We start from the raw sequence: 23,540 nt of genomic DNA on the forward strand, positions 1-23,540 counted from the left end.
GGCGGGAAGTCGGATCGATCGGCTCCGAGCGGCGGCCTGGGGTTGGTCTGTGGAGTGCGCATCATGCCTAGCCCGTTTCCCGGCATGGATCCCTACCTGGAAGACCCCAAACTTTGGCCAGAGTTCCAACACCAACTTGTGGCAGCTCTCTTTCAGATGCTTCTGCCCAATTTGTCCGACCGCTACCGAGCACGAATTGCCTGCCGGCAATACACGGCGGAGATTCCCCTGTTCACTTCCGTAATCCGCGAGAACCATCAGGAGGAATACCTGGAGATCCGCCAGCGAAGCAGTCAGCGGCTGATCACCCTGGTGGAGGTCGTCAGTCCTGCCAATCGCACCACCGCCGAGGGACGCCAAATCTACTTGAAACAGCGGCAGCAAGCGATCGCGGAAGGGGCAGCCACGGTGGAAATCTGCCTGGTACTGCAAGGCAAACCCACCCTCAGTTATCCCCGCGACGGCTTGCCGGACTTCGATTATGCCGTCTCGGTCACGCGCTCCGGCAGCCCCGAACGCTACGAAATCTACACCACCACGTTGCAAAAACGCCTCCCCAAATTCAAACTCCCCTTAGCTCCGGATGACCGCGATACCTTGCTCGATTTGCAAACCGCTTTCAGCCGCGCCTATGATCAGACCTTCCGGAATGCGATCGATTACTCCCGCCCTCCTCACCCGGATGTGCCTTTGAGCGATGAAAAACGCCGCTGGATCAACGATTGGTTGCGACAGCAGAATGTGCGCTAACTGTACGCCAGCTCCGCAGCCCTAACCGGAAGGCAGAAACCGGCCAGGATCAGGGCCTCAGCAAACGGAGACCTGGCCCGATAGCCCCAACAATGCGCCGTCCGCCAGCGAGCGACCCTACGAAGCACGGACAATCCGCCCTGGGGTGGATGCAGCCGCTGCGGGAATTCTGAAAAAGATATGCTCCCAAGAGAAACTCGCGGGAGATTTGGCCGTCTAACAGGGAAATCTTTTTGAGAGGGGGGAACATTCGCAGAATCAATGCACTATAGAGAAACAGACGTGAAATTGTTCTGAATCGATGATATGCTCAAACTACGGGAGCGACTCCTCCCTGGGGGGAACCTGGAGTAACCTAGGAATCGCTTTGTGTAGCCCACCCCGGCGGACCAGCCGGAGCCAACGCCCATGACTCAGGATATGTCCCAGCTCACCACGCTGGGGGATTATGAAATCCTCACCAAGATTGCTGAAGGCGGCATGGGAGCCGTGTACAAAGCACGTCATAGTCGCACAGGCGCCATTGTCGCCATCAAGGTGATTGCCAAGGATACGGCTCGCAATCCCGTTCTGCTCCAGCGTTTCAAACAGGAATTCGACGCCGCTCGCCTGATCGACCACCCCAACGTGGTCAAAGCGCTGGAATATCACGCCCAACCGCACCCCTATATCGTGATGGAATATGTGGATGGCGAGTCGGTAGGGCAGCGCCTGCAACGCCGCGGCGCCTTCGAGGAACAGGAAGCTATCCGCCTCATTGCCCAAGTATGCGAGGGACTGCAACGAGCCCACAAACAAGGATTGGTCCATCGGGACGTCAAACCGGACAACATTCTGATCACCCGCGAAGGACAGGCGAAGCTAACCGACTTGGGTCTGGTCAAGGATATAGAAGCTGACCTGAATCTGACGCGCACGGGGCGTGGCTTGGGCACTCCGCACTACATGGCGCCGGAGCAGTTCCGCAATGCGAAAAACGTGGACGTTCGCAGCGACATCTACTCGCTCGGAGCCACGCTTTACGCCATGGTCACCGGTGTCGTCCCCTTCGAGAACACCAACCCGCTGGACTGCTGGATGCGGAAAATCCGCAATGAGTTCCCCAGCCCCCGCGAATTGAATCCCAAGCTCTCCGAACGGGTGGACTGGGCGATCCGCCGGGCCATGAGTGCCGAACCGGAGCGCCGCCCCGCGAGTTGCCGGGAGTTCCTCGAAGACCTGACCGGCCAGAGCCGGGCCGCTTCCACCAGTCGGGCGGGCTTGTCTGGAAAACTCGCATCCAGTGCCGGTACTGACATGTGGTACATGGTGTACAAGGACGAGCAGGGAACCACGCACACGGTCAAAGGGACCACTGATGGCATTCGCCGGGCCTTGCAGGATCGCTTGCTGGGCGACCCCGCGAAGATTTTCGTCAGCCGCCAGAAGAGCGGGCCATTTACTCCTCTGGTCAACGTGACAGAGTTCCGGGATCTGGTGGTCAATCCGGCCCCCCTGGAGGATGCCCGGCGTTCGGGAGTCATTGGCCGCAGCAGTAGCGGTTCCGGCGTCCTTCCTCCCCCGGCTCTGCGCGCAGACTCTGATCCTGAAGCGGTCAACCTGGGCGGAACGCCTTCGCCGAGTCTGGCTCGCTCCAGCACCTTCCGCGGGTCGCCTTCCGGCAAACTCGTTTCCCCCTCCGGAAGACTGCCTCAAGTAGCCAGCGGCGGGCCAACCAGCGGACGCTTGCGTCCGGAACCTCTGGTCGACCCCCATGCCGAAACGATCGCGGTGACTCCCGCCACCGCCACACCGCCTGAAGAATCCCGCCTACCCGTACCAGCAAAGTCCGCCGCGAAAAAAACCTTACGTCCCAATCACCCCTCGCCCCCGCACCGCCAGGGGCAAACAACACAGTGGCAAACAACGCTCGGAATGGCTTTGCTGCTGCTGACTGTGGCCCTCCTCGCCGCTTTCATCGGCTACTTCATCTTCACCCGCTGAGGCCGCTCTGCGCCGACGGCACTGCTTGCTCGCTCCATCCACGCCACGCCGGGGATACGCTCATGCAGATGGCAGCTAGCATTGCGGGGTATCTCGTATGAGAGCCACGTATGCGAGCCACAGTTGGAATGCTGTCACTGCTTCGCAGGCTCCAGAAGTTGCAAGTCCCGCGCTTCGGTCACCTCGAGCTGGGGACTGTTCCGGTTCAACCGCACCGTCCCGGTCGCCCGGATTGTCTTATTCAGGAATGTCTCCGCAGACGCTTTGGACCAGGGACCCATCTGGGCGGAGGGTGTTAGAACCACCGCGAAGTTGTCGAGAGCGCGGAAATCAGTCGTTGAGTTGAGATAGAGATTGGTCTTACCGCCGACAGAACGGACCACGAATTGCACAGTGACCCGCTCCCCGATGCGGCGGCTGGCTTGCTCCGGTGACAGTACACCGGCAGGTAACGACGGCGAAGACGTTCCCGACCCTTTGCGACGAAGCAAACTCAGGCGCAGTTTCACACCCGCAAGGGCATCCCCCTCTACGTCACGCAACTGCACCAATATCTGCGGGTCAGGCTGTTTCCAATCCACCGCGATCCAACCGAAATGATCCCCATACGGCACCGCCGCCACTCGTTTGCTGTTGCGCTCCGGCGCCCGCCAGCTCTTCGACGCTTGATTGAAACCGCTCGCCGTGATGTCGTAGAGCGGATAGTGCAGAACCTGAGTATCCAGACTAATTTCTCCATGATGCCGGTCGCCGCTGAGGATCAAAACGCCTTCGGCTCCCGTCCGTCGCAATAGTTCGTACAACCGCTCGCGTTCCCGCGGGAAATTGGCCCACTTCTCAAAGGGATGCTCGTCGGCCAGCACTTGAATACTCGATACTAGCAGCCGCAGTTCCGCCGGTTGTTTCAATTGCTCTTCCAGCCAACGCCACTGTTCGCTCCCCAGCATGGTCGCGTCGGGGTCGGTATTGGGCAGATAGGGAACCAGACGCAGCCGGGGATCAAACACCCCTTTCTTCAGAGGACTGCGATGATAGCGCGTATCGAGCAAAATGACTTGGAGGCGCTGTCCCGGAGGTCCAAACACCTGAGCGTGATAGACTCCCTGGCGCTGCCGCCGCGGGTCAGCCGCGGGCACTCCATAAAAATCCAGCAGGGCCTGTTGGGCCTCGGCTTTATGCTTCCAGTCCGCCCCGGCATCGTTGATCCCATAGTCGTGATCATCCCAGGTTCCCAGCATCCGAGGACAAGCCGCCTTGAGTTTCTGAAACGCCGGCACACGCGCGAGCTGAGCGTACTTATCCCGAATCACCTGGGGAGTCACCTCGACCTTGCGGTCCAGGTCGGCATACATCGTGTCGCCGAGAAACAGCATCAATTCCGGCCGGGCTGCCGCGATGGTCTCGAAAATGGGCACAGGCTTGTCCTGATCCGAACAGGACCCGAAGGCGATGCGGCTGATCGACGGCGACTCTGGGGCCGCTGCTCCCAAGGGAAGCACCCAACCCGCCAAAATCCCCAACACCACAAGCCATCTCTTCCCCATCGGCCAAGCGTGACAAAACATCGCCAGCACTCCTCCTTATGGCAGGTGGAACCGTTCGTTCAATTCTCGTTTTTGTCTCCGCGGAGTTCAGCAGATGTCATTATCTAAACAGACGTCACCCCTCTGATCTTGCCTATTCTTCCCTTGAACCTCATGCCTATCCTTTCCTGAAACATCGCTTTCCCTACCGATCCGCAGGTGCAGTGTAGTTTTCTGTTCTCCTCTTGCCAGCGGGAATACTGAACTTCGCCGTTTTTTCACTTGCCAACTAGGCTCATAGTGGGGAATGATACTTGCGGAAAAGCTCACGCAGCAAAAAATCTCCGGCGCTCTTGAAGGAAGGCTGGCCAAGCGTCATGCTAAATAATGTCCGGTCGTGTGACTGCCGGGAAAGGTAAGCATTCCAAAAATCGGATAAGATGACACCCATTCCCACGGGAAATCAAGGGCGTGAGATACTTTCCCGGCCGGGAACAGAGTGGGCGTTCCAAGCCCAATGAGCTGGCACACGCCGGTGACTGGTTGTTCCCCCCTCTACTACCCAACGGCGAGGAGTGACATTATCATGGCCAAATCGCGCGGTGATTTCGCCGATGTTTTGCTTCGCAAGAAGGTCATCAGCCCCGAACAACTCGCTGAGGCGGAAAACACTGCCACAGCTCAAGGCCTCAAACTCCAGGATGCGCTGATCAAATTGAATTACGCCACGGCCAACGAGGTGATGGAGGCCATCGCCGAACACCACGGCCTGCAATTCGTGGACCTGACCCAAACGGAGATTCCCAAGGCGGTGATCGAATTGGTCCCAGAATCCATCGCCCGCGAAAACGTCGTGATTCCCTTAGCACTTGAGGGGAATAGCTTGAAAATCGTCACCGCGGACCCGACCAACTACGACACGATCCAGAAGCTGCAATTCATCCTGAATAAGGACATTGTCCCCGTCTTGGCAGTCCCCGAGCAGATCACCGAGGCCATCAACCGCTGTTACGGGCAAACCGAGACGGAATCAGTGGACTCGATGCTGGTGGAATTCACGGACACGGCAATCGAGTTCACCCAAACCGAATCGGTCAGCAGTTTGGCAGCCGCTGAAGATTCCGACGCCCCCGTGGTCCGCCTTTGCAATCTCCTGATCCAGGAAGCCATCAATCTGCGGGCTTCGGACATTCACATCGAACCGTTTGCCGACCGCGTCCGCATCCGCTACCGCATCGATGGGGTGCTGGTGGAACGGGATGCGGCACCACGCCGGTTGCTGGCCCCGCTTCTGTCCCGCCTCAAAATCATGGGCAACATCGACATTTCCGAAAAGCGGCGTCCCCAGGACGGACGGATCAAAATGACCGTCAACGGTCGACATTTCGACTTGCGGGTCAGTATCCTCCCCACCGTCCACGGTCAATCGGCGGTGATGCGTATCTTGGACCGCGGAAACATCCAAATCAATATCCGCGAACTCGGCTTTAGCGAGGAGGACTACATCAAATTCCAGCAGATTATTAAGAGGCCGAATGGTATTTTCCTGGTAACAGGGCCGACCGGTTCAGGGAAAACCACAACTCTATACGCTGCTCTTAACGAATTGAACCGTCCCGATCGCAAAATCATCACTGCGGAAGATCCAGTTGAATACTACCTTCCCGGTGTTAATCAGGTGGAGGTAAAACACAGCATTGGGCTAGACTTCGCTCGGATTATCCGGGCGATGCTGCGCCAAGCACCGAACATTATCCTCGTGGGCGAAATCCGTGACAAAGAAACGGCAGAAATCGCTGTGCAGGCATCCTTGACTGGACACTTGGTTTTTTCGACACTCCACACGAACGATGCGCCCTCTGCCATTACGCGATTGGTGGACATCGGTGTGCCGGCCTTCCTAATCGCCAGCTCCCTGATCGCCGTGATGGCCCAGCGCTTAGTTCGGGTCAACTGCGTCAAATGCAAGGAACCCTATACCCCCACCTCCTCCGAATTGCGGGCAGCGGCCATTACGCAGGACATGATCCAAAGGGCCAACTTTATGAAAGGTCGGGGATGCAATCACTGCCGGCAAACAGGATTCCGAGGCCGAACCGGTATTTTTGAACTCATGAAGATGACTTCCCTGTTGCGCGAACTGACCTTTGCTCAGGCCCCCACTCAGGAAATCCGCCGCAAAGCTCGCGCCGGCGGAATGAAGACCCTGCTCGACGACGGGGTGCAAAAGGTCCTCAAGGGAATCACCACTTTGGATGAAGTCCTCAGCATTTGCCATGCAGAGGTACTCCAGTTGGTGGAATCCCGCTAACAAGACACCCCCCTTATACGGGAAAATGGGAATCTGAAGATGGGAATCTTTCGGAACAGCGAAGGATTTCGGGGGCGGATAGAAAATCAGACCACCTTATGGGAGGAAAATACTTTTTGGGAAAGGTTTTTTGGCATTCGGGTTTGTGGCCGGTCATAATGTCAACGTCGGGCCGGAAGTGGGCACCGTGCGTAGGGATATTGTGTTCACTTCTGATACGTGGCCATTGCGGCGTTGGCATCACCACATGAGGGGGCCACATCCATTTAGGCGGGGGAAAAAGACGTGGCGAAAGTTTCGATGGAGAAGCTGCTGGCCACCGTGATCCAACTCAAGGCCAGTGACTTGCACATCAGCGTGGGTCAACCCCCGGTCGTCCGCCATCACGGACGCATGCGCAAGCTCGACATCGGCGGAGGGGTGCTCGACCCTGACGACACTACCGCCCTGATGAAGTCCATTACACCGGACCGTTGCCAACAGGAGTTACAGCAACGGGGCGGGGCCGACTTCGCTATCGAGTACGTCGATGGCGTTCGCTTCCGGGTGGCGGTGTTCAAACAAAAAGGGACCATCGGAATGGTCCTCCGGCGCATTCCCAATCAATTCCTGACCTTCGAGCAACTCCGCACTCCGGACGCCATCCGCTCCTTGATCGTTCGCCCCCGTGGTTTGTTGCTGGTGACCGGTCCCACCGGTTCGGGGAAGACGACCAGCCTCGCCTCCATGATCAACTTCATCAACGAAAACTACGACCGGCACATCATCACGCTGGAAGACCCGATCGAATACTACCACAAGCATAAGCGCTCCACCGTCAATCAGCGGGAAATTGGCATCGATGTGCCGGACTTCAAAGAGGGACTTCGTCGCGCTCTGCGGATGGACCCGGACGTGATCCTAGTCGGGGAAATGCGCGACCTAGAGACTATCCGGGCGGCCCTGGAAGCCGCCGAAACGGGGCACCTCGTGTTCGGAACCCTCCACACCTCCGGTGCCGCCTCCACCATCGACCGCGTCATTACCGTCTTCCCCGAAAATGAACAGGACCAAATCCGCACGCAGTTGGCCGGTTCCCTCATCGGCGTTCTCTCTCAAGCCCTTCTGCCCCGCAAACCGGAAGGCTTGGTCGCTGCTTATGAGATGATGGTCGTCACCCCGGCCATCCGCAACCTCATCCGCGAAAATAAAACCTACCGCATCGATTCCGCCATCCAAACCGGGCGCAAACATGGTATGTTTCTCCTAGATGAGTCCCTCTTCCGCCTCTGGAAAGAAGGCCTCTGCGACAAAGAAGAGGTGCTGCTCAAATCCAGCCGGCCCAACGAACTCGCCGCTAAAATTGAAGCCGCCGAACGTGGCATGGAGGAGGATGAAGAATACGAGGACGAGGAGTACGATGAAGACGAAGATTTTGAAGATGAGGACGAAGATGACGAGGAGGAAACACCACCCCGGCGGCGGCGCTGAGGCAGTCTCCACTCGCTCATCTGATCGATCGGAATACCTCGGACCACCGACAGGAGCGAATCCTTCTCCAACGGATCAAATCCTGTTGTGGAACGGCAAGTAGCACAGGATAATGACATGTAGCTCAGAATCCGGAAGGAATTCCCAGATCAGGCGGATAAGCAAACGCCATCCTTCCTGACTGAATCCGAGGAAAGCGAACAAGGGAAAACTCTCTATGCCTGCACCGACGCCTCCGAATGATAAATCCCCCGCGAAAAAGCCCGCCGTGCCAGCGAGCGGAACCTCAACGCGCCCCGCATCGACCCCGACGGCCCCAGCCGCCAGCAAGGCAGCGGCTGCGACTCCCTCCGCTCCAGCCCCTCCCCAGAAGGCCAGCACGGCCAGCAAGCCGGCCTCAGCGGCAAGCCGACCCGCCGCCTCAGCCCGATCGGCTACTGCTCCTTCGGCACGCCAACGCTTCGCTCATATCGATGCCACCACGCGTCAACTTGGCCAGAAACTCCTGGACCTGGGCCTTCTCGATGAAGCTCAGTTGGAGTCGCTCTACGAGGAGATGCGCACTACCGAGCGCCGCCTCGGCGAGTTGGCCCTGGAACGGGGACTGGTCAACGAGGAACAACTGCTCCAAGCCACGGCCGAAGTCCACGGCCTGAAGGTCCTCAACGCCGAAGAAGTCAAGCCCCAGCCGGAAGCCCTCAAAATCGTCCAGAAAAACATGGCCGAGTTGTATAAACTCGTGCCCCTGAGCTATGACAACGACACCCTTACTGTGGCCATGGCCGACCCCAATAACCTGCAAGCCATGGACGATCTCAAAAACCTCCTCGGCATTCGCAACGTCCAACCCGTCTTAGCTCTCCCCCGTCAAATTGAGGAACTCCTCAAGAAAGCATACTCCGAAGAAAAGGAAGAATCGATCACTTCTCTGATCGCCCAATTGGAAGCCAGCAACATCGGCGTGGATGTCACCGGGCGGGAAAACTCTATCGATTTGGACGACGCTCTGGAACTGGCGAACTCGCAGCCGGTACGCAAGCTGATCAACATGGTCCTGCTCATGGCCATCCGCGACCACGCCTCGGACATCCACTTCGAGCCGTTCGAGGATGAGTACAAGATGCGCTACCGCTGCGACGGCGTTCTCTACGAGATGGTCCCTCCGCCGCGCCATCTCGCCAGCGCTATTGCCAGCCGGATCAAGGTCATGGCCAACCTGGATATTGCCGAGCGGCGCTTGCCCCAAGACGGACGTATCGAGCTGAACGTGGGCGGTAACCCCGTCGATATGCGGGTTTCCGTTCTGCCTACTATGTTCGGGGAAAGCGTGGTCATCCGCGTCCTGGACCGGACCAATGTCGGCCTACGCCTAGACAACCTCGGCATGCCCCCGGACCTACTGGCCCAGTTCCGCGCCGTCATCCGCAAGCCCAACGGTATCATTCTCGTGACTGGCCCCACCGGCGCGGGGAAAACCACCACTCTTTACTCCGCTTTGGCGGAACTCAATGACATCGAAGTCAAAATCATCACCACGGAAGACCCCGTCGAATACGAAATCGATGGCATCGTCCAGTGCCCGATCAATCCGGACATCGATTTGACCTTCGCCAATGCCTTGCGGGCCATTCTGCGACAAGACCCCGATATCATCCTGGTCGGCGAAATCCGGGACCTGGAAACCGCCCAGATCGCCATTCAGGCCTCGCTGACGGGCCACCTCGTGTTCAGCACCCTGCACACCAACGACGCTCCCAGTTCCATCACCCGCCTGCGGGATATGGGGATTGAGCCATACCTGATCACGGCCACCGTCGAGGCCATTCAAGCCCAGCGTCTGGTGCGGAAAATCTGCACCGCCTGCCGCACCCCGTATCAACCGACCCGCGAACAGCTCATGGAATTGAACCTCCGTCCCGAAGACCTGCGCGGCCGCCCCTTCTACTACGGCGAAGGTTGCGATAAGTGCAACAATCTCGGCTTCAAAGGCCGAACCGGTCTGTTCGAGTTGATGATCATGAATGACGACCTGCGGGACATGGTCAGTCGCGGGGCCAGCACCGACGCCCTGCGGCAGTACACCCGCAAAATGGGAACCCTGAGCTTGCGTGATGCGGGTCTGCGTGCCCTCTTCGCTGGCGTCACCACCATCGATGAAGTGGTGCGCGAAACCGTCCTGGAGGACGAAGGCTGACCGCATCTCGCAAGGAAACCATCGGGTCATGTGGAAAACGCCGGCTGCTCCACAGGAGAACCTGGCTTCTGGGTTTTACGATAATTTCCCGGCTGGAACCAAAACCTGGCCGACCTGAAGGATGTGCTTCCACTGTCGTGCGAACTGCTGGACGAGGTGTGACCTATGCCGACCTATAAGTTTGAAGCTCTGGATGCCTCCGGAAACGAAATCAAGGATTCGATTGAGGCCGCCAATGAAGAGGAAGCTCAGGCCAAAGTCAAAAGCCGCGGCTACTTTGTGACCAAATTGGCCGTGGTGACCACCGGCGGCAAAGCGGCCAAAGGAAAGAAGAAAAAGACGGGGAAAAGTCGCAAGACGTTCACCATCGGCCGCGTCAAGCAAAAGATGTTGGTCACCTTCACCCGCCAATTTTCCACTCTCATCGACGCCGGCTTGCCCGTCCTCCGTTCCCTCCGCATCCTGGAACGCCAGATGAAGCCGAGCGTGCTGAAAAACGCCCTTATTGACATCGTCGATGATGTGGAATCCGGCTCCTCCCTCTCCGATGCCATGGCCAAGCAACCGAAGTGCTTCAGCAAGCTCTACGTGAACATGGTCAAGGCGGGCGAGGCGGGTGGCGCCTTGGAAGTCATCCTCCAGCGCCTGGCGGACTTTCTCGAAAAAGCCCAGAGCCTCAAAGGCAAAATCATCGGCGCTATGGTCTATCCGGCCGTGGTCATCGCCGTGGCCATTGGCATCCTCACCTTTATCATGGTGGCCATCATCCCCAAGTTCAAAAAGATCTTCGACGAATTCGGCATGACTCTCCCCTGGGCCACCCAGAAACTCATTGCCATCTCCAACTGGATGTCGGAATACTGGTGGACGATCCCCCTCTTTCCGATGGGATTGTACTTGCTGGCCAAACTCCTCCGCCTGACCCGATGGGGCAACTACGCCTTAGACCGCGCCTTACTCTGGATACCCATCATTGGGGAACTCGTGGAAAAAACCATTGTAGCTAGAACCATGCGCACGTTGGGGACGCTGGTCAGTTCCGGCGTCCCGATTTTGGAAGCCTTGACCATTGTCAAGGAAACCTCGAACAACGCCGTCTTCGAGCGGATGTTCCAGAGAGTTTTTGAATCCGTCCGCGAGGGGGATACAATAGCTGACCCGATGCGGGAATCCCGGCTGGTGGACGACATGGTCGTCAACATGATCGAAGTCGGCGAGGAGACCGGCGATCTGGATACGATGCTCTACAAAATCGCCGACTTCTACGACGAATGGGTGGACAACCTCGTCAAGTCCCTCTTGTCGTTGCTAGAACCGATCATGATCGTCTTCCTGGGGTTCACCATCGGGGCCATCGTAATTTCGCTCTTCCTGCCCTTGATCAAGCTGTTGGAAGGCTTGAGCAAGAGCGGCTGACAGAGACGCGGCATAGTAGCAGTAGCAAACTTGACCCGGTCTTCTCGAGGAGCACGGACCATGTCCAGGCGTATTCCGATCCGCCAGGCTTTTACGCTTGTCGAGTTGCTCGTAGTGATCGCGATCATCTCGATCCTGATGGGCCTGCTGATGGCAGCCGTCCAGAAGGTCCGCGATTCCAGCTTCCGTGCCGAAAATACCGACCGCATCTCCCAGATCAACGCGGCGGTCGCTCTGGCTAAAGCCAAAGGCGGCATGGATTACGTCTGGAGTGGCACTTTTCGGTTACGTTCCTCCTATAGCCCAAATGATCCCGAAGTAGACCTGCTCAAGCGCATGTTTCCGCAAATGGATTTGACCAACAACGGGCTGCCGACCAGCGCCCAAGCGGATTTGAATCCCAATCAAGCCCTGCTCTTCCTTCTTACGGGTGGGACTCCTCTCAACTACATGGGGTTCTCGAACAATCCCCGGCAGCCCTTCGCCCCCCCTTCCGTGCCAGGAGAGACACGGAAAGGACCGTGGCTGCAAGTCACTCCCAAAATGCTTCAACCCGGTCCTAACGGCCACGCTCAACTGGTAGATCCTTGGAACACGCCGTACATTGTGTTCGCGGCGACCAAAGGCAAGCCGAACAACTACGCGACCAACATGGATGGTACCCCTCAGGTCTGGCCCACAGGAACGGTGACAGTCACGCCTTACCAATCGGGCGGCAAGTATCTCAACGAGAGCAGCTTTCAATTGATCTCCGCGGGGCGGAACCAGCTTTTTGGCCCCGGCGGCACCGACTTCCCAGCCACGACATGGGAAGGTTACGACGACCAAGCCAATTTCAGCCGCTCGATACTACGTGCAGGCTTCAATTGAGTGCCATGTGAGGACGCAACCATGATGGCTTCCCGCCGCAATGCCTTCAGTTTGGTGGAGCTGTTGGTGGTCATCGCGATCCTGGCCGTTCTGGCAGGACTGACCATGAGCGGCGTCGGATATGTGCGTATCCGCCAACAATACCGCTCCAGTGAACAGACAGTTTACAAACTTCAGGAAGCCTTGGACCAACATGTCAAAGCTCTCACCGAGCAGGTGCGCAAGGAAAGACTCACGCGCAGTTCAGCGTTCACCCAATTGCTCCCCTACTGCGTGAACGACGAGGATCGGGCGGAAGCCCTGCTCCTGTACTGTCGCCTGCGCCATACCTTCCCGGTCACGTTCGCCGAAGCACGAAGCAACCTGACCATCCCCGCAGCGGGAATTAATTGGCCCCCTCACACTGCCTATGCGGATTTGCCGCCCAGCATCAGCGGTCTCCCCGAACAGGAAGCTGCCGCCTTGCTCTACAAAGCCCTTTCCCGCCTCGGTACGGGGGGAGCCAATTTCGCCAGCGACGATGTGATGAACGCCGCTCAAGCCGACATTGCCATCAATAACGGAACGGTCCGGGTTTTTACGGACTTTTGGGGAACTCCCATTATTCTGGGGCGCTTCTATAGCTCGCCCGAACTGAATGCCCCGCCGTATATCAACCCCAAGCCCGGCTCACACGATCCCTTCGATCCCTTGGGCAAACTCGCCGACCCGAATTGGACCAACCGAGCGGATGCGCAAACCCGCTTAGGGGTCGTCTTTGATGCCAACAACAAAGTGTTGACCGTCATCTCCTTAGGACGCGATCGAATCTTCGGATCCAATGACGATATTTTGGGGTATCGCCTCCGGCAATTGGGAGCCAGAGGAGGTAACCCGTCCGCCCAGTAAAAGTACTTGGCACTGAAAAGTTGTATTTAGCCTCGGAATTGGAAACAAAGGGGACATGCATTGGACAGGTGAAGGGGGGATTCGGTAGGGTGTCACACCACGAGCTGCACATGACATCTCAGGAGTTCTCGATTATGAGCGGTCACAAGCGAGCGCGATTGCACTGTGTGGCTCAGGAGTCAGCAGGAGCAGCTTCCACCTTGGGGCGGCGGGGGTTCACTCTCATCGAACTGCTGGTGGTCATGGCGCTGATCGTGTCCGTGGCGGCGGTGGCTTTGATGGTCGTCCCTGCGGCTCTGGAACGCGACCGGACCGTCGATGCCGTCAATCAAATTCAAAATATGCTGCAAATTGCCCAGGCCCGAGCCATGCGGGATGGCCGACCTCATGGAGTCCGCCTCATCCTCGATTCCACTCAGCCTAACCTGCTGTTTGCAACTTCGCTGCAATACATCGAAGTGCCCCCCCTCCTGCTCCCCAACCCCGATCCCACCCTCTTACCCAGTGCGCCCTACATTCGGTTTCTCTATTCATACGACAACAGCGGAGCCATTGTTAACCGCCGCTGCCAATTGGTCAATGTGCCGACCGCTTTGTTGACCTTCAGCCCCCAACAGCGATTGCTCCTCGTCCTCCCTGTCTTGGGAACGTGGAATGATATCATTTCTGTCACCCCCGTTGGGAGCAATGTCCTGGAATTGGGTTTGCGTCATTATCCCGATGAAGTTCTGGGAGCAGCGGGTCTTCCTTCGGGAACCGCAGCGACCGACGTGGAAATCTACCGCACCTATCATTTTGGCATTCTCCGGGCACCTCAGCCGCTTCTGGGCGAACCGATCGTCCGGCTCCCCTCGCGCACGTGTATTGATTTGTCGCCAGGGTTATCCATTCCGGATGCTTCGAGCCTGCCCGCAGGTACTGACTATGATCTGATCTTCATACCCAGCGGGCAGTTGTCTCCCTACGGTGCCAATCGGGGAGCAGGCCATGTGTTTCTGTGGGTGCGCGATCCAAACAAACCGGAAGGAAGTGGACAAATGGCTCCCGGCAACTACGGCGGAGTCACGACTCCGGCATTCCTGGACGCCTTGCGGCGAGGGGGAGAGCAAATGATCGTGGCCATCAAGGCCAGCTCGGGCGCTATCGGAGCAGCACCGGTCTACTGGCCGGATAGCACCAGTACCGATCTCCACAAGTTTGCCCGCGAAGCCATCCAGAACCAATAGGATATCGGATTGTGCTGTTTCTGGCCCCTGGCCCACGAGAGACAGACCGCGAAAAACCGCGGAATTTCCAGGGAAAAAACCACCGGCAGCGAAAAATTGGTGGATGGCATATCCGGCCGAATAATACCTAGCAGCCACGGCTCCGCCTCTGTTCCCGTCCCGGAGCGTCGTGTGGCGAGCCGATCATCCAGAGGGATGCCGCCATGTACCTGCGCAAGGGTTTGTCGCTGGTCGAAGTCCTGACGGCGATCTTTATCATGGGTCTGGGGGTGATCTCGATTCTAACCCTCTTCCCCTTGGGAGCCATGCGGATGGGTCAGGCCTTCCGCGATGAGCGGAGCGCCCTGGCTGCCTACAATGCCGACCAGTTTTTCCGATCGTATTGGAAAACCTACGTGGTCGAAGCTACCACCCCTGACCCTTTCTTCTCGGCTCTCGATCAACCCGCCCTTGGCATGCCTCCCTGCTTACCGCATGAGGCAAGTTACCCCGTCGTTGTAGACCCGATGGGTTACTTGGCTCGTGCCGGCCAGCAGAATCAGAATTGGCTCGGCGACACACCAACTCTCACGCGCATCCCGCGGTGCAACTTGAAAATCGTTGGCAATAATCCTCTCGCTGCCTTGGCGCTGTGCAGTTTACGGGACGGAGTCGTGGCCGACGACAACGGCAATCCCCTGCCGGATCGCGAGTTGCGCTACAACTTCCTCTGGGTGGTGCAACGGCCGACCAATGCGAACCGCTATTATGCGAACTTGACTGTCGTGGTCTTCGACCGCCGGGCCCACATGTACGCCCCACCGGGAAGCGAGCAGGTCTTTCATGGAATCACTTTTGCTCCTGGTCAAACACGTCTGGTTCTGCTGCCTCGGAATCAAGTAGAAATCCGCAGCGGCGACTGGATTATGGATGCCACCGTTTACGACCCGACGAGCGGCATCACCCTGGGCCGTCCCGGCATGCGGCACGCCCATTTCTACCGAGTATCGGCGATCACAGAAACAGTCGGGGGAACCCAATTGGAAGTCCAACCGCCCCTGCGAACCCCCGCCGATGGCAACCCTGCATCTTACTTGGGAACACTCGTTCTACTGCGGGGAGTTTCAGGGGTTTTCATCCGGAGTCCTCTAACTGGGAACTGAATTCCCAAGACCTGGAATCATAGGGCACCTGTGGCCACAGGACAGTAGAGGCTCACGAATCCTGGAACACGAACACGAGCTTTGCGGGAACCCTGCCATGCAAGAGCGCGATATTCACCAATCGATGGTCATCACCGGGCACTCCCATATCGGGGAATCCCATTCCCATCCCTGCTTCCCTTCGCCTGTTCGTGAGGAGACTCCCATGATCCGCAACAGGAATCGGCATCGCCGGGGGGGCTATACCCTCGTGGAAGTGATGGTCGCCTTGGGCTTGTCCGTCTTGACCATGTGGATTCTGGCGGAGGCCTTCCGCATCGGCTTGGAGATGATCGGTCAAGCCCGCGCCCAGGCCCAACTGATGACCCAACTCAGCGCGGTGGGGAACATCCTCCATCGGGACTTGGTGGTGGCCCACCCGTTTCTTCCCGATGACAATCGCCCCAATCGGGGGTTGCGCCTGAGCGATCAGCGACTGGATCGCCTCACCGCCAGCGGTCAGGGGTGGACGCCTCCCCCCGGCGGTTTTTTCCGCATCATCAGCCCCGACTCGACGATCGTGCAAACCGACTCGGAAGGGTTGAATATCTACTCCGCTACGAACCACGCCTTGCATTTCACCGCCATCCTACCGGATAACGACAGCGATCCTTACCATGTTCAAGTGGATTATGGCCCCGCCGGCATTCAGGTTGTTCAAAGTCGGGCGGCCGAGATCGCCTACTTCCTCGCTGACACAGGAAATGTCACCGGAGCTGGCGGCTTGCCTCTCTACAACCTCATGCGCCGCCAACGCCTGGTGGCCGTCGATGATAACAGCCGCGCAAAACTCTGGGCGCCTTCAGGGGGTGTCGTCCCTGTGAATTACACCAGTTTGATTGCCAGCGACCTGGTCAAGGGACCGTGGACCCTTCAGGAAATTCGCCACCCGTCGCGGCGACTTCCTTTGAGTCCTGTTACCATACCCGTTTCCCCCAGTGGAAGTCCTTACCCGCTCGTCCTTCCTGTGACTGACGCTGTGAACTACGGCACGGACATTTTGTTATCCAATGTCCTCTCGTTCGAGGTTCGCGTGAACTGGGATCCCAATCCGGACCTCGCCCTTAATAGCTCGCTCCCACCTCGTGGATTGGCGCAGGGGAATACCGAGTTTCCCTACGACAACCTTGGCTCCGCTAATCCTAGTCAACCTATCCCTGGCCTCAACCTCGGTCGTAACTCCACTCTGCCGGCGACCTTCGATACTTGGCACGACGAGACCGGCTGGACCACCGGCCCGAATGCGGCCTTTAGCACTAGCAATTCTCCGGGGCCTCTGCCGCTAGCCATCCGGGTGAAAGGGATTCAAATCACCATCCGGGTGTTCGATCCGAAAACACGCTCGGTGCGGCAGAACACCTGGCGCTTCGCCCTGTGATTGTGCCTGTGATTGTGAATGAGGAAACCTTTTCATTCGGGAAGAGGAAACTTTTGTCGATCCAAACGGAGATACTCTGGAAACCCATAACCTGGAGCATCCACCATGTTGGCGAAAAACACAATGGGACAGAGAGTTGATCAGCGTCGTGGCGTATTGCTCATCGTGGTGCTCGCCATGTTGAGCTTGTTCGCGATAGTGGGCATCACCTTTGTCTTTTTCGCTGGCGGCAAGGCCGAGTATGCCCGCATCACCGCGGAGATTCAAAATCCGGGAAATCTACAATTCCCAGACGATGGCAGCGCCGCCTTCAATGCCTTCCTGGCGAATTTGATCTTCCCGGCAGTAATGCCGACCTCCACGGCTCCTGCGCCGAGCTATTTCAACGCCCTACGCGGCCATGACCTGACCACCCTCATGTACGGCGGCCAAACCGGGAGCACGCTCGCCTGGAGCGGCATCGGCTTGTTCGATGAAGCCGTCGCGGCACCGGAATACGCAGGACTCAATCGCCGCCAGATTGTCAACTTCACCCTCTTCCCCGGCATGAACCTGATGGTGGACCCCGAATATTCCAATCCAGCAGGACGACCGGTCGGGGGACCGCCGGCTGGTACCTACATCCCGAAAAACGCCTCTTACACCTATCCGGATGTCAACAACTACTTCCTCGCCGCCATTTGCCCCGCCACCGGGGAAGTACTCCTGCCCTCCTTCCATCGTCCCCAGCTTTTCGGCTCCCTTGATCCGAGCAACCCCAACTGGACCAATCCCCAAGGTAAATTTTTGACTCTGCGTCCGCGGCCGGCGGAGCATCCGAATTTCCCCCGCGTACCACCAAACGCCGATGGCAGTTACACGGGTGATGTTTGCAACCTGCGGGGTGGCGTCGGTCCATGGAAGAACGACAGCTTATGGATGGACATCGGGCTGGCAGCCATCACCGGTCCAGATGGGAAGCGTTACAAGCCGTTGGTGGCACCGCTGATTGTTGACCTGGACGGTCTGCTGAACTTGAGCGTCCACGGGAACGTGTTGGGGGCCGGAGGCGTACACCGGTCCGGCAGCGGGTTCGGACCATGGGAGGTCAGCCTGGAGCGAGCCTTCGGTGCTTTCGGCGGTAATGTTGCAGAAGCTCGCAACCTGATCAATGTTCGGAACGCCACTTTGGCCAACCGCGCCGGGGCTGGACAGCGGGCGTTTGCTCCGCCTCCGCTGTTGGGTATCAATAATGCTATTCCAGCGTGCTCATCTGTTGCGTGGGCTGGCTTGAGCGGCGCTGGCGCTCTACTCCTACCGGGACAGGGCGGCGCTGGCCTATTCCGCGATGCGCCGGCCTACAGCAACGGCTACGATAGCCACAACAACCCGTATCCCCGCCATCCCTACCTGTACCACCCGGCTGAATGGCCCAAGGCACCCAATAGTACCAATCCCCGGGCCTTCAGTCTGCCCGATCTCAAGCTGCTCCATTTCGCCTATGCAGCGGGTCCGGCTTACTACGACAGCCTGGAAGTAGGAACTCATGCTTCAACGACCCTGCGTTCCGGTGGTATCGGCTTCCCTGCCACGGTCATTGGTCAGACCACGCCCAACCCCTACCGCCGGGATCCACCCCACCGCAACCGGATGATTTTCACCACCTATTCGTATGCGTTGGACCGCCCCGGCGGTTTGGGCTACGCCTTCACCGGGACGAACCTTGTGGCCAATCCGTTGGCGAACTTGCCACCGCTGAATTTGAGCCGCCCGCTGGCCGACTACCGCAACGACGTGAGCCAGCCATTGAGTCCGAGCAACATCGGCAACGCCGCCCAGGCTCAGGCTGACCGGCAGCAATTGGCCCGCGACATTTTCGTCCGCCTGGTGGCTGCGATCAATCCGTTCCTGATCGCCACCTACAATCCTGCCAACGGCCAGTACACCTTCGCCCCCAGTGTAACGCCGGGATCGCCTGAGTATACGATGCTGCGTCAAGCAGCCCAACTGGCTGTCAACATCGTCGACTACATCGACAACGACGATATCATGACGCCCCTGCCTTGGGATCCCAATACGCCTGGGGAGGTGGTCTACGGAGTAGAAAAACCGCGGCTGATCATCAACGAGGTTTACGCCGAAGCAGTCAATGACCCGGCCGACCCGACATTCGGTGTCGTGCCTATGATGGCAAACAATCCAGTCCACGTTCGCTTCTGGATCGAACTGCAGAATCCCACCAGCACGCCATATCCTGCGGGCACAAACGGCGCCCTCGGCGATGGCTCCGTCCCGCTCCGCTTGCCGGATACCGCGCCGGGCTACAGCGTCTACCGCCTGGAGATTGTTCAGAATGCGGGAGGCAAAGTCAGCCTTGCCCTGCGAGATCCGGCTGCCAGTGCAAGCAATAACCGGGGTGAGCCGGGCGTCTTACCGCAGATCCTATTTGACTTTAGCCCGGCTGACGGCACCCCTCTACAGCGTATCGGTCCGGCTAACGGCAACCCTGATGGCGGAATCGTCGTTTGTGCCGCGAACGTGCCCCGTGTGCACGCGGCTAGTGAGTTCAATCCGAATTTCCCCGCTGGAACCCCTGTGATCCACGCCGCACCCACCGGTGCACCTAATGCCTTGGCCTATACCTATCCGCTGAACCAAGCTCTGAACAACAACACTCTTAATCCACTGCTCAAGGACCATGTCGTCCTGCTCCGCCGATTGGCCAACCCATACATGCCACATGATGTTACCACCAACCCCTACATCACGGTCGACTTCATGGATCATGTGCCGGCCTTCGACGCCATCCAGCGCGAGCAAGGTGCGATCCTCGACCGCAATGTCAAGCAGTGGAACGGCATGGCGGTGCAACCAGGGTATGATCCGGTGGATCTGCCTGCTGCGGGTGATCCGATAGTCCGCCGCCACTCCTTGGGCAAGGTGCAACCGTTGGCTGGTCAATGTAATCCGCAGCCTCCCGCTGCTAATGCGGACTATCCCACTTATGCCTTCCCCGCTTCGCTGGTTGTCGCTCAGAATCTGAATCCTGCCAATCCGCAGCCCGGGGTCCGACACACCTTGTTACGACGCAATAGCCGCGATCCTGGGCTTAACGCAGCCACTTTCAATCCTGGTCCGCCGGCGTCTCTTGCCAACAATGAGACGCTGATGGCGCCGTATGACTGGTTGGTGCATCTCGACCGGCCGCTCATCAACCAGTTGGAGTTGTTGCATATCACAGCCGGCCGGCCGTACGACGTCACGCAATTGTTCCTGACGCCGCGAACCGATGGCGGCATCAACAAGTTCACCGGTACTGTCCAGAACAGATTGAGTGACCCGCAGTGGCTCCTGCTCTATCGGGGTCTGGAATGGCTCCGCGTCCAACCGTATGTGACGGGAACCGCCGTCGGCGGGCGTGTCCCCGGACGCATCAACATCAATACGATCCAAGACAAACGCGTGTGGGATGCTCTGTTCGACGCTCAGGCTGGCAACAGCTTCGACCAGGCCTTCGTCGATCAGATGTGGAATACCCTCATCGGTAGCCGCACCCCCAACCTGCAGGCGCGGACTGCGGCCGACGGCACGGTCCATCCGTGTCCTGTTCCGGGAGCCACGGTCTACGACAACAATGCGCCCACCGGCGACCGCCCCTTCCTCTCCTTCGGTGTGCCTACCGTTGTTAGTGTTGCCGGTGGTGCGTCCATCACTGCTACCGCGCGAGCGTACGGCGGCACCCTCGGTCTCAACGATACTCTCTTGCGAATCAATCCGGCGACGCAGCTTCCGTGGCTGACCGTTCCGCCACCCGGCGCTCTCCACCCCTACCAGAACTTCGAAGCGGTTCGCAAGGTATTCAATAACCTGACGACTGTCAGCCACGCCTTCGCCGTGTGGGTCACCGTGGGCTACTTCGAAGTGGAGCAGGAGAGTCCCACTGCGGTCCCCGGCGTCAACTTTACACGTTTGGGCCAGGAATACTACCGCGAGGTGCCCGGCGATACCCGCTTCCAATTCTTCGCCATCTTGGACCGCAGCCAGATTGCTATCGACCCGGCCAGTTTTGCCAGTGGTTCGATTTCCCATGCTCTGCAGCGGCCGTTCTTCACCACATTGCTGGCCAACGCACCAGCCGGTAGCAGCGCGCTGACCATATACGCCCCTGGAGCCAGCGGATGGAGCGAAGGACAGCCTGTGCCTCTGGGGCAATCCCTAGTGGTCGGCCTCGGCAGCGCAATGGAAATCGTCCAAGTGCAAGGGGTCGGTGCGGTTCAGCCCGACGGCTCAGTGACGGTGACTCTGGCAGCACCCCTCAGCCGCACGCACTACTTCGGCGATTGCGTCTCCAATGTTCTGCCAGGTAACCCCGGGCCGCAGCCGAACTTTGATGTCCGCCTACCAGTTTACCAGTATGTCGTCCCCTTCTGGACTCGCCTTCGCTGAACCGAAGGAGCAAGCAGAGTGCACGGTTTAGGCTCCTCCGCTGGGCAGCGGATGGTCAACAACTGGCCATCCGTTTCTCTTCGGGGGGAAAACCACGGCCTTTCCCTGCCGACTTTGCAGGAGTGACGGTAACAAACGTCCCCCGGAAAGCGATCCCAAAGTTGGAACCCGTGGCGGAGCAGACTTGGGATAAGCAATGAACTGGGCTACGGTTGCGGGGGAATTTCTTTGGCCTGGAGCAACTCGATTTTGCCCTCCCGGCCCACAGCGTAACGGAAATTGGTTTTGGCGGTACAAGCCGCGCCGACATTCCCCTTGGGATCAAGAGCCAGAAAGGCGACACGGGCGGGATGAACCCCTCGGCGGGCAGCAGCGGCATGTACGCGCTGGCACGCCATCTCGCAGGCTTCTTGGGGAGATTTGCCAGCACGCATCCATTCCACGATCAGCAGGCTGCCGCCAATGCGGATGATCTCTTCCCCCACCCCCGTGGCCCCGGCCGCTCCGGCCGTGTCATCCACGTACAGCCCCGCTCCGATGATCGGCGAATCACCGACCCGCCCCGGCAGCTTGTATGCCAGACCGCTAGTCGTACAGACGCCCCCCAAGTGTCCTTTGACATCCAAAGCCAAGACGGTCACGGTGTCGTGGCTCAACTCTCCCGCTGCGATGTCGCTAGCCCCATCCCGGCACGTCTCCGGATCCGGCGAGCCGGCATCTGAGGCACTCCGCTTTTCCTCCGGAGGCTTTTGATTAGGCTGGGGCCTGTCTTCCGGGCGCAGGTCCGGGTGCCGTTCGAGCCACTCGCGCAGAGCAGCGAGAGTATAGGGTTGCTCCAAGCGAAACCCTTCCTGGAGGGCGAACCACTTGGCTCCCTCGCCGACCAATAGGACATGGGGGGTTTTTTCCATGACTCGCCGGGCCAAGGCGGCTGGGTGCCGGACATGTTCTACTGCCGCCACCGCTCCACAGGCCAAGGTTCGGCCATCCATGACGCTTGCATCCAGGGTCAAGCGCCCTAGGCGGTCGGGTAGGCTGCCGAAACCCACCGAGTTGCGGATGGTAACATCCTCTTCCACGGCCTGAGCGCCCGCCAGAGCAGCGTCCAAGGCTGGCTCACCCCGTGTGAGAAGGGGCAAAGCCTTTTCCACCGCCCGGCGGCCAAAGGGCCAGGTCGCAATGACCACAGGATGAGGCATGGGCATCCTCCGGAGGGGTAGACGGCGAGGGGAAGGCAATGCCCCAGCGCCGGCGTGAGGAACCTCCCTAAACAGAAAGGAACCTCCTCAGCCTTAGCTTAGAAGGCAACCCTCACGGTGAAAACAGAGCGCCTAGCCTTGCCGGTTCAACCCCAGCAACAGAACGATGAGACTTTGACTGAGGATTGCAGGCTCAATTGTCCAAGTCTCATAGCGCTGCTGTCGCTGGCACAGGCAGCAGGCCGGCGCGGACATCGTTACCCGGAAGGATGCACCGGTTGATCAGGGGAAAGACGGAGCCGGCGGCGGTGTTTCCGAGGGAGCCGGAGCCGGCGCGGGTTCAGGGGTCACCGGAGCAGCCTTGGCGGCCTTCTTCGCGGTGGCCTTGCGAGTCGTGGTTTTCTTCGGAGCAGCCTTCTTGGCCGTCGTCTTCTTGGCGGCCGTCTTCTTGGCTACGCTCCCTGCCGCCTTGGTCTTCTTGGCGGTTGCCTTCTTGGCCGTCGTCTTCTTGGCAGTCGTCTTCTTGGCTGCCGTGCTCTTGCTGCTTTTGGCCATCGTCAACATCTCCCAGAGTTACTCAGAGTATCGACCTTCCACGCGGTCGATATTGCCTCAATCCGAGAAACGCCTCCTGCCTGCGAGTACAGATTTCCCTGTTACCATGCTAGTGCACGCGGCGCATTTGTCGATTCTTTCTTGCATTATTCGTCGCTTTTTTCTCCCGAT

The 23,540-nt window shown here is 58.7% G+C and carries 15 protein-coding genes; 12 read left to right on the top strand and 3 right to left on the bottom strand.

Features of this window, described 5'->3' with window-relative positions; translation table 11 throughout:
- Nucleotides 1-63 precede the first annotated feature (63 nt).
- Together H0921_RS07280 and H0921_RS07285 are read left to right on the top strand one after the other, a co-directional pair.
- Nucleotides 64-750, top strand: coding sequence for a DUF4058 family protein (locus H0921_RS07280; RefSeq protein WP_194537383.1), 687 nt, complete (start codon nt 64-66; stop codon nt 748-750).
- A gap of 408 nt (nt 751-1,158) precedes the next feature.
- Nucleotides 1,159-2,733, top strand: a complete 1,575-nt coding sequence (locus tag H0921_RS07285; protein ID WP_194537384.1) for a serine/threonine protein kinase — start codon at nt 1,159-1,161, stop codon at nt 2,731-2,733.
- Nucleotides 2,734-2,867: 134 nt separating this feature from the next.
- Here H0921_RS07285 and H0921_RS07290 read toward each other — a convergent pair whose 3' ends face one another.
- Complete coding sequence (locus tag H0921_RS07290) at nt 2,868-4,298, bottom strand: alkaline phosphatase D family protein (RefSeq protein ID WP_228499158.1); 1,431 nt, start codon at nt 4,296-4,298, stop codon at nt 2,868-2,870.
- Nucleotides 4,299-4,842: 544 nt separating this feature from the next.
- On the opposite strand from H0921_RS07290, the gene H0921_RS07295 reads away from it, so the two are divergent.
- The 10 genes from H0921_RS07295 (at nt 4,843) to H0921_RS07340 (ending at nt 21,615) form a co-directional block, all read left to right on the top strand.
- Nucleotides 4,843-6,567, top strand: a complete 1,725-nt coding sequence (locus H0921_RS07295) for a GspE/PulE family protein (RefSeq protein ID WP_194537385.1) — start codon at nt 4,843-4,845, stop codon at nt 6,565-6,567.
- A 285-nt stretch (nt 6,568-6,852) separates the two neighbouring features.
- The gene (locus H0921_RS07300) at nt 6,853-8,037 is read left to right on the top strand and encodes a type IV pilus twitching motility protein PilT (protein ID WP_194537386.1); all 1,185 of its coding nucleotides are present in this window, start codon (nt 6,853-6,855) and stop codon (nt 8,035-8,037) included.
- Nucleotides 8,038-8,254: 217 nt separating this feature from the next.
- The gene (locus H0921_RS07305) at nt 8,255-10,231 is read left to right on the top strand and encodes a GspE/PulE family protein (RefSeq protein WP_194537387.1); all 1,977 of its coding nucleotides are present in this window, start codon (nt 8,255-8,257) and stop codon (nt 10,229-10,231) included.
- 165 nt (nt 10,232-10,396) lie between these two features.
- Nucleotides 10,397-11,647, top strand: coding sequence for a type II secretion system F family protein (locus H0921_RS07310; RefSeq protein ID WP_194537388.1), 1,251 nt, complete (start codon nt 10,397-10,399; stop codon nt 11,645-11,647).
- A 60-nt stretch (nt 11,648-11,707) separates the two neighbouring features.
- Entirely contained in the window at nt 11,708-12,517 is an 810-nt protein-coding gene (locus tag H0921_RS07315; protein WP_194537389.1) for a type II secretion system protein, read from the top strand.
- A 21-nt stretch (nt 12,518-12,538) separates the two neighbouring features.
- The gene (locus H0921_RS07320) at nt 12,539-13,405 is read left to right on the top strand and encodes a type II secretion system protein (protein WP_194537390.1); all 867 of its coding nucleotides are present in this window, start codon (nt 12,539-12,541) and stop codon (nt 13,403-13,405) included.
- Nucleotides 13,406-13,539: 134 nt separating this feature from the next.
- Nucleotides 13,540-14,631, top strand: coding sequence for a prepilin-type N-terminal cleavage/methylation domain-containing protein (locus tag H0921_RS07325; RefSeq protein ID WP_228499160.1), 1,092 nt, complete (start codon nt 13,540-13,542; stop codon nt 14,629-14,631).
- Between the two features lie 203 nt (nt 14,632-14,834).
- On the top strand, nt 14,835-15,773 hold the full coding sequence (locus tag H0921_RS07330) for a type IV pilus modification PilV family protein (protein ID WP_194537391.1): 939 nt from the start codon (nt 14,835-14,837) through the stop codon (nt 15,771-15,773).
- A gap of 205 nt (nt 15,774-15,978) precedes the next feature.
- On the top strand, nt 15,979-17,190 hold the full coding sequence (locus tag H0921_RS07335) for a PulJ/GspJ family protein (RefSeq protein ID WP_194537392.1): 1,212 nt from the start codon (nt 15,979-15,981) through the stop codon (nt 17,188-17,190).
- Between the two features lie 105 nt (nt 17,191-17,295).
- The gene (locus tag H0921_RS07340) at nt 17,296-21,615 is read left to right on the top strand and encodes a hypothetical protein (protein ID WP_194537393.1); all 4,320 of its coding nucleotides are present in this window, start codon (nt 17,296-17,298) and stop codon (nt 21,613-21,615) included.
- A gap of 206 nt (nt 21,616-21,821) precedes the next feature.
- On the opposite strand, the gene H0921_RS07345 is transcribed toward H0921_RS07340, so the two are convergent.
- The gene (locus H0921_RS07345) at nt 21,822-22,814 is read right to left on the bottom strand and encodes a N(4)-(beta-N-acetylglucosaminyl)-L-asparaginase (RefSeq protein WP_194537394.1); all 993 of its coding nucleotides are present in this window, start codon (nt 22,812-22,814) and stop codon (nt 21,822-21,824) included.
- Between the two features lie 282 nt (nt 22,815-23,096).
- Nucleotides 23,097-23,369 carry a hypothetical protein gene (locus H0921_RS07350; protein WP_194537395.1) on the bottom strand — a complete coding sequence of 91 codons (273 nt, stop codon included), beginning with the start codon at nt 23,367-23,369 and terminating at the stop codon, nt 23,097-23,099.
- Nucleotides 23,370-23,540 lie beyond the last annotated feature (171 nt).

The organism is Thermogemmata fonticola (genome assembly GCF_013694095.1).
In the GTDB taxonomy this organism is placed as follows: Bacteria; Planctomycetota; Planctomycetia; order Gemmatales; family Gemmataceae; genus Thermogemmata; species Thermogemmata fonticola.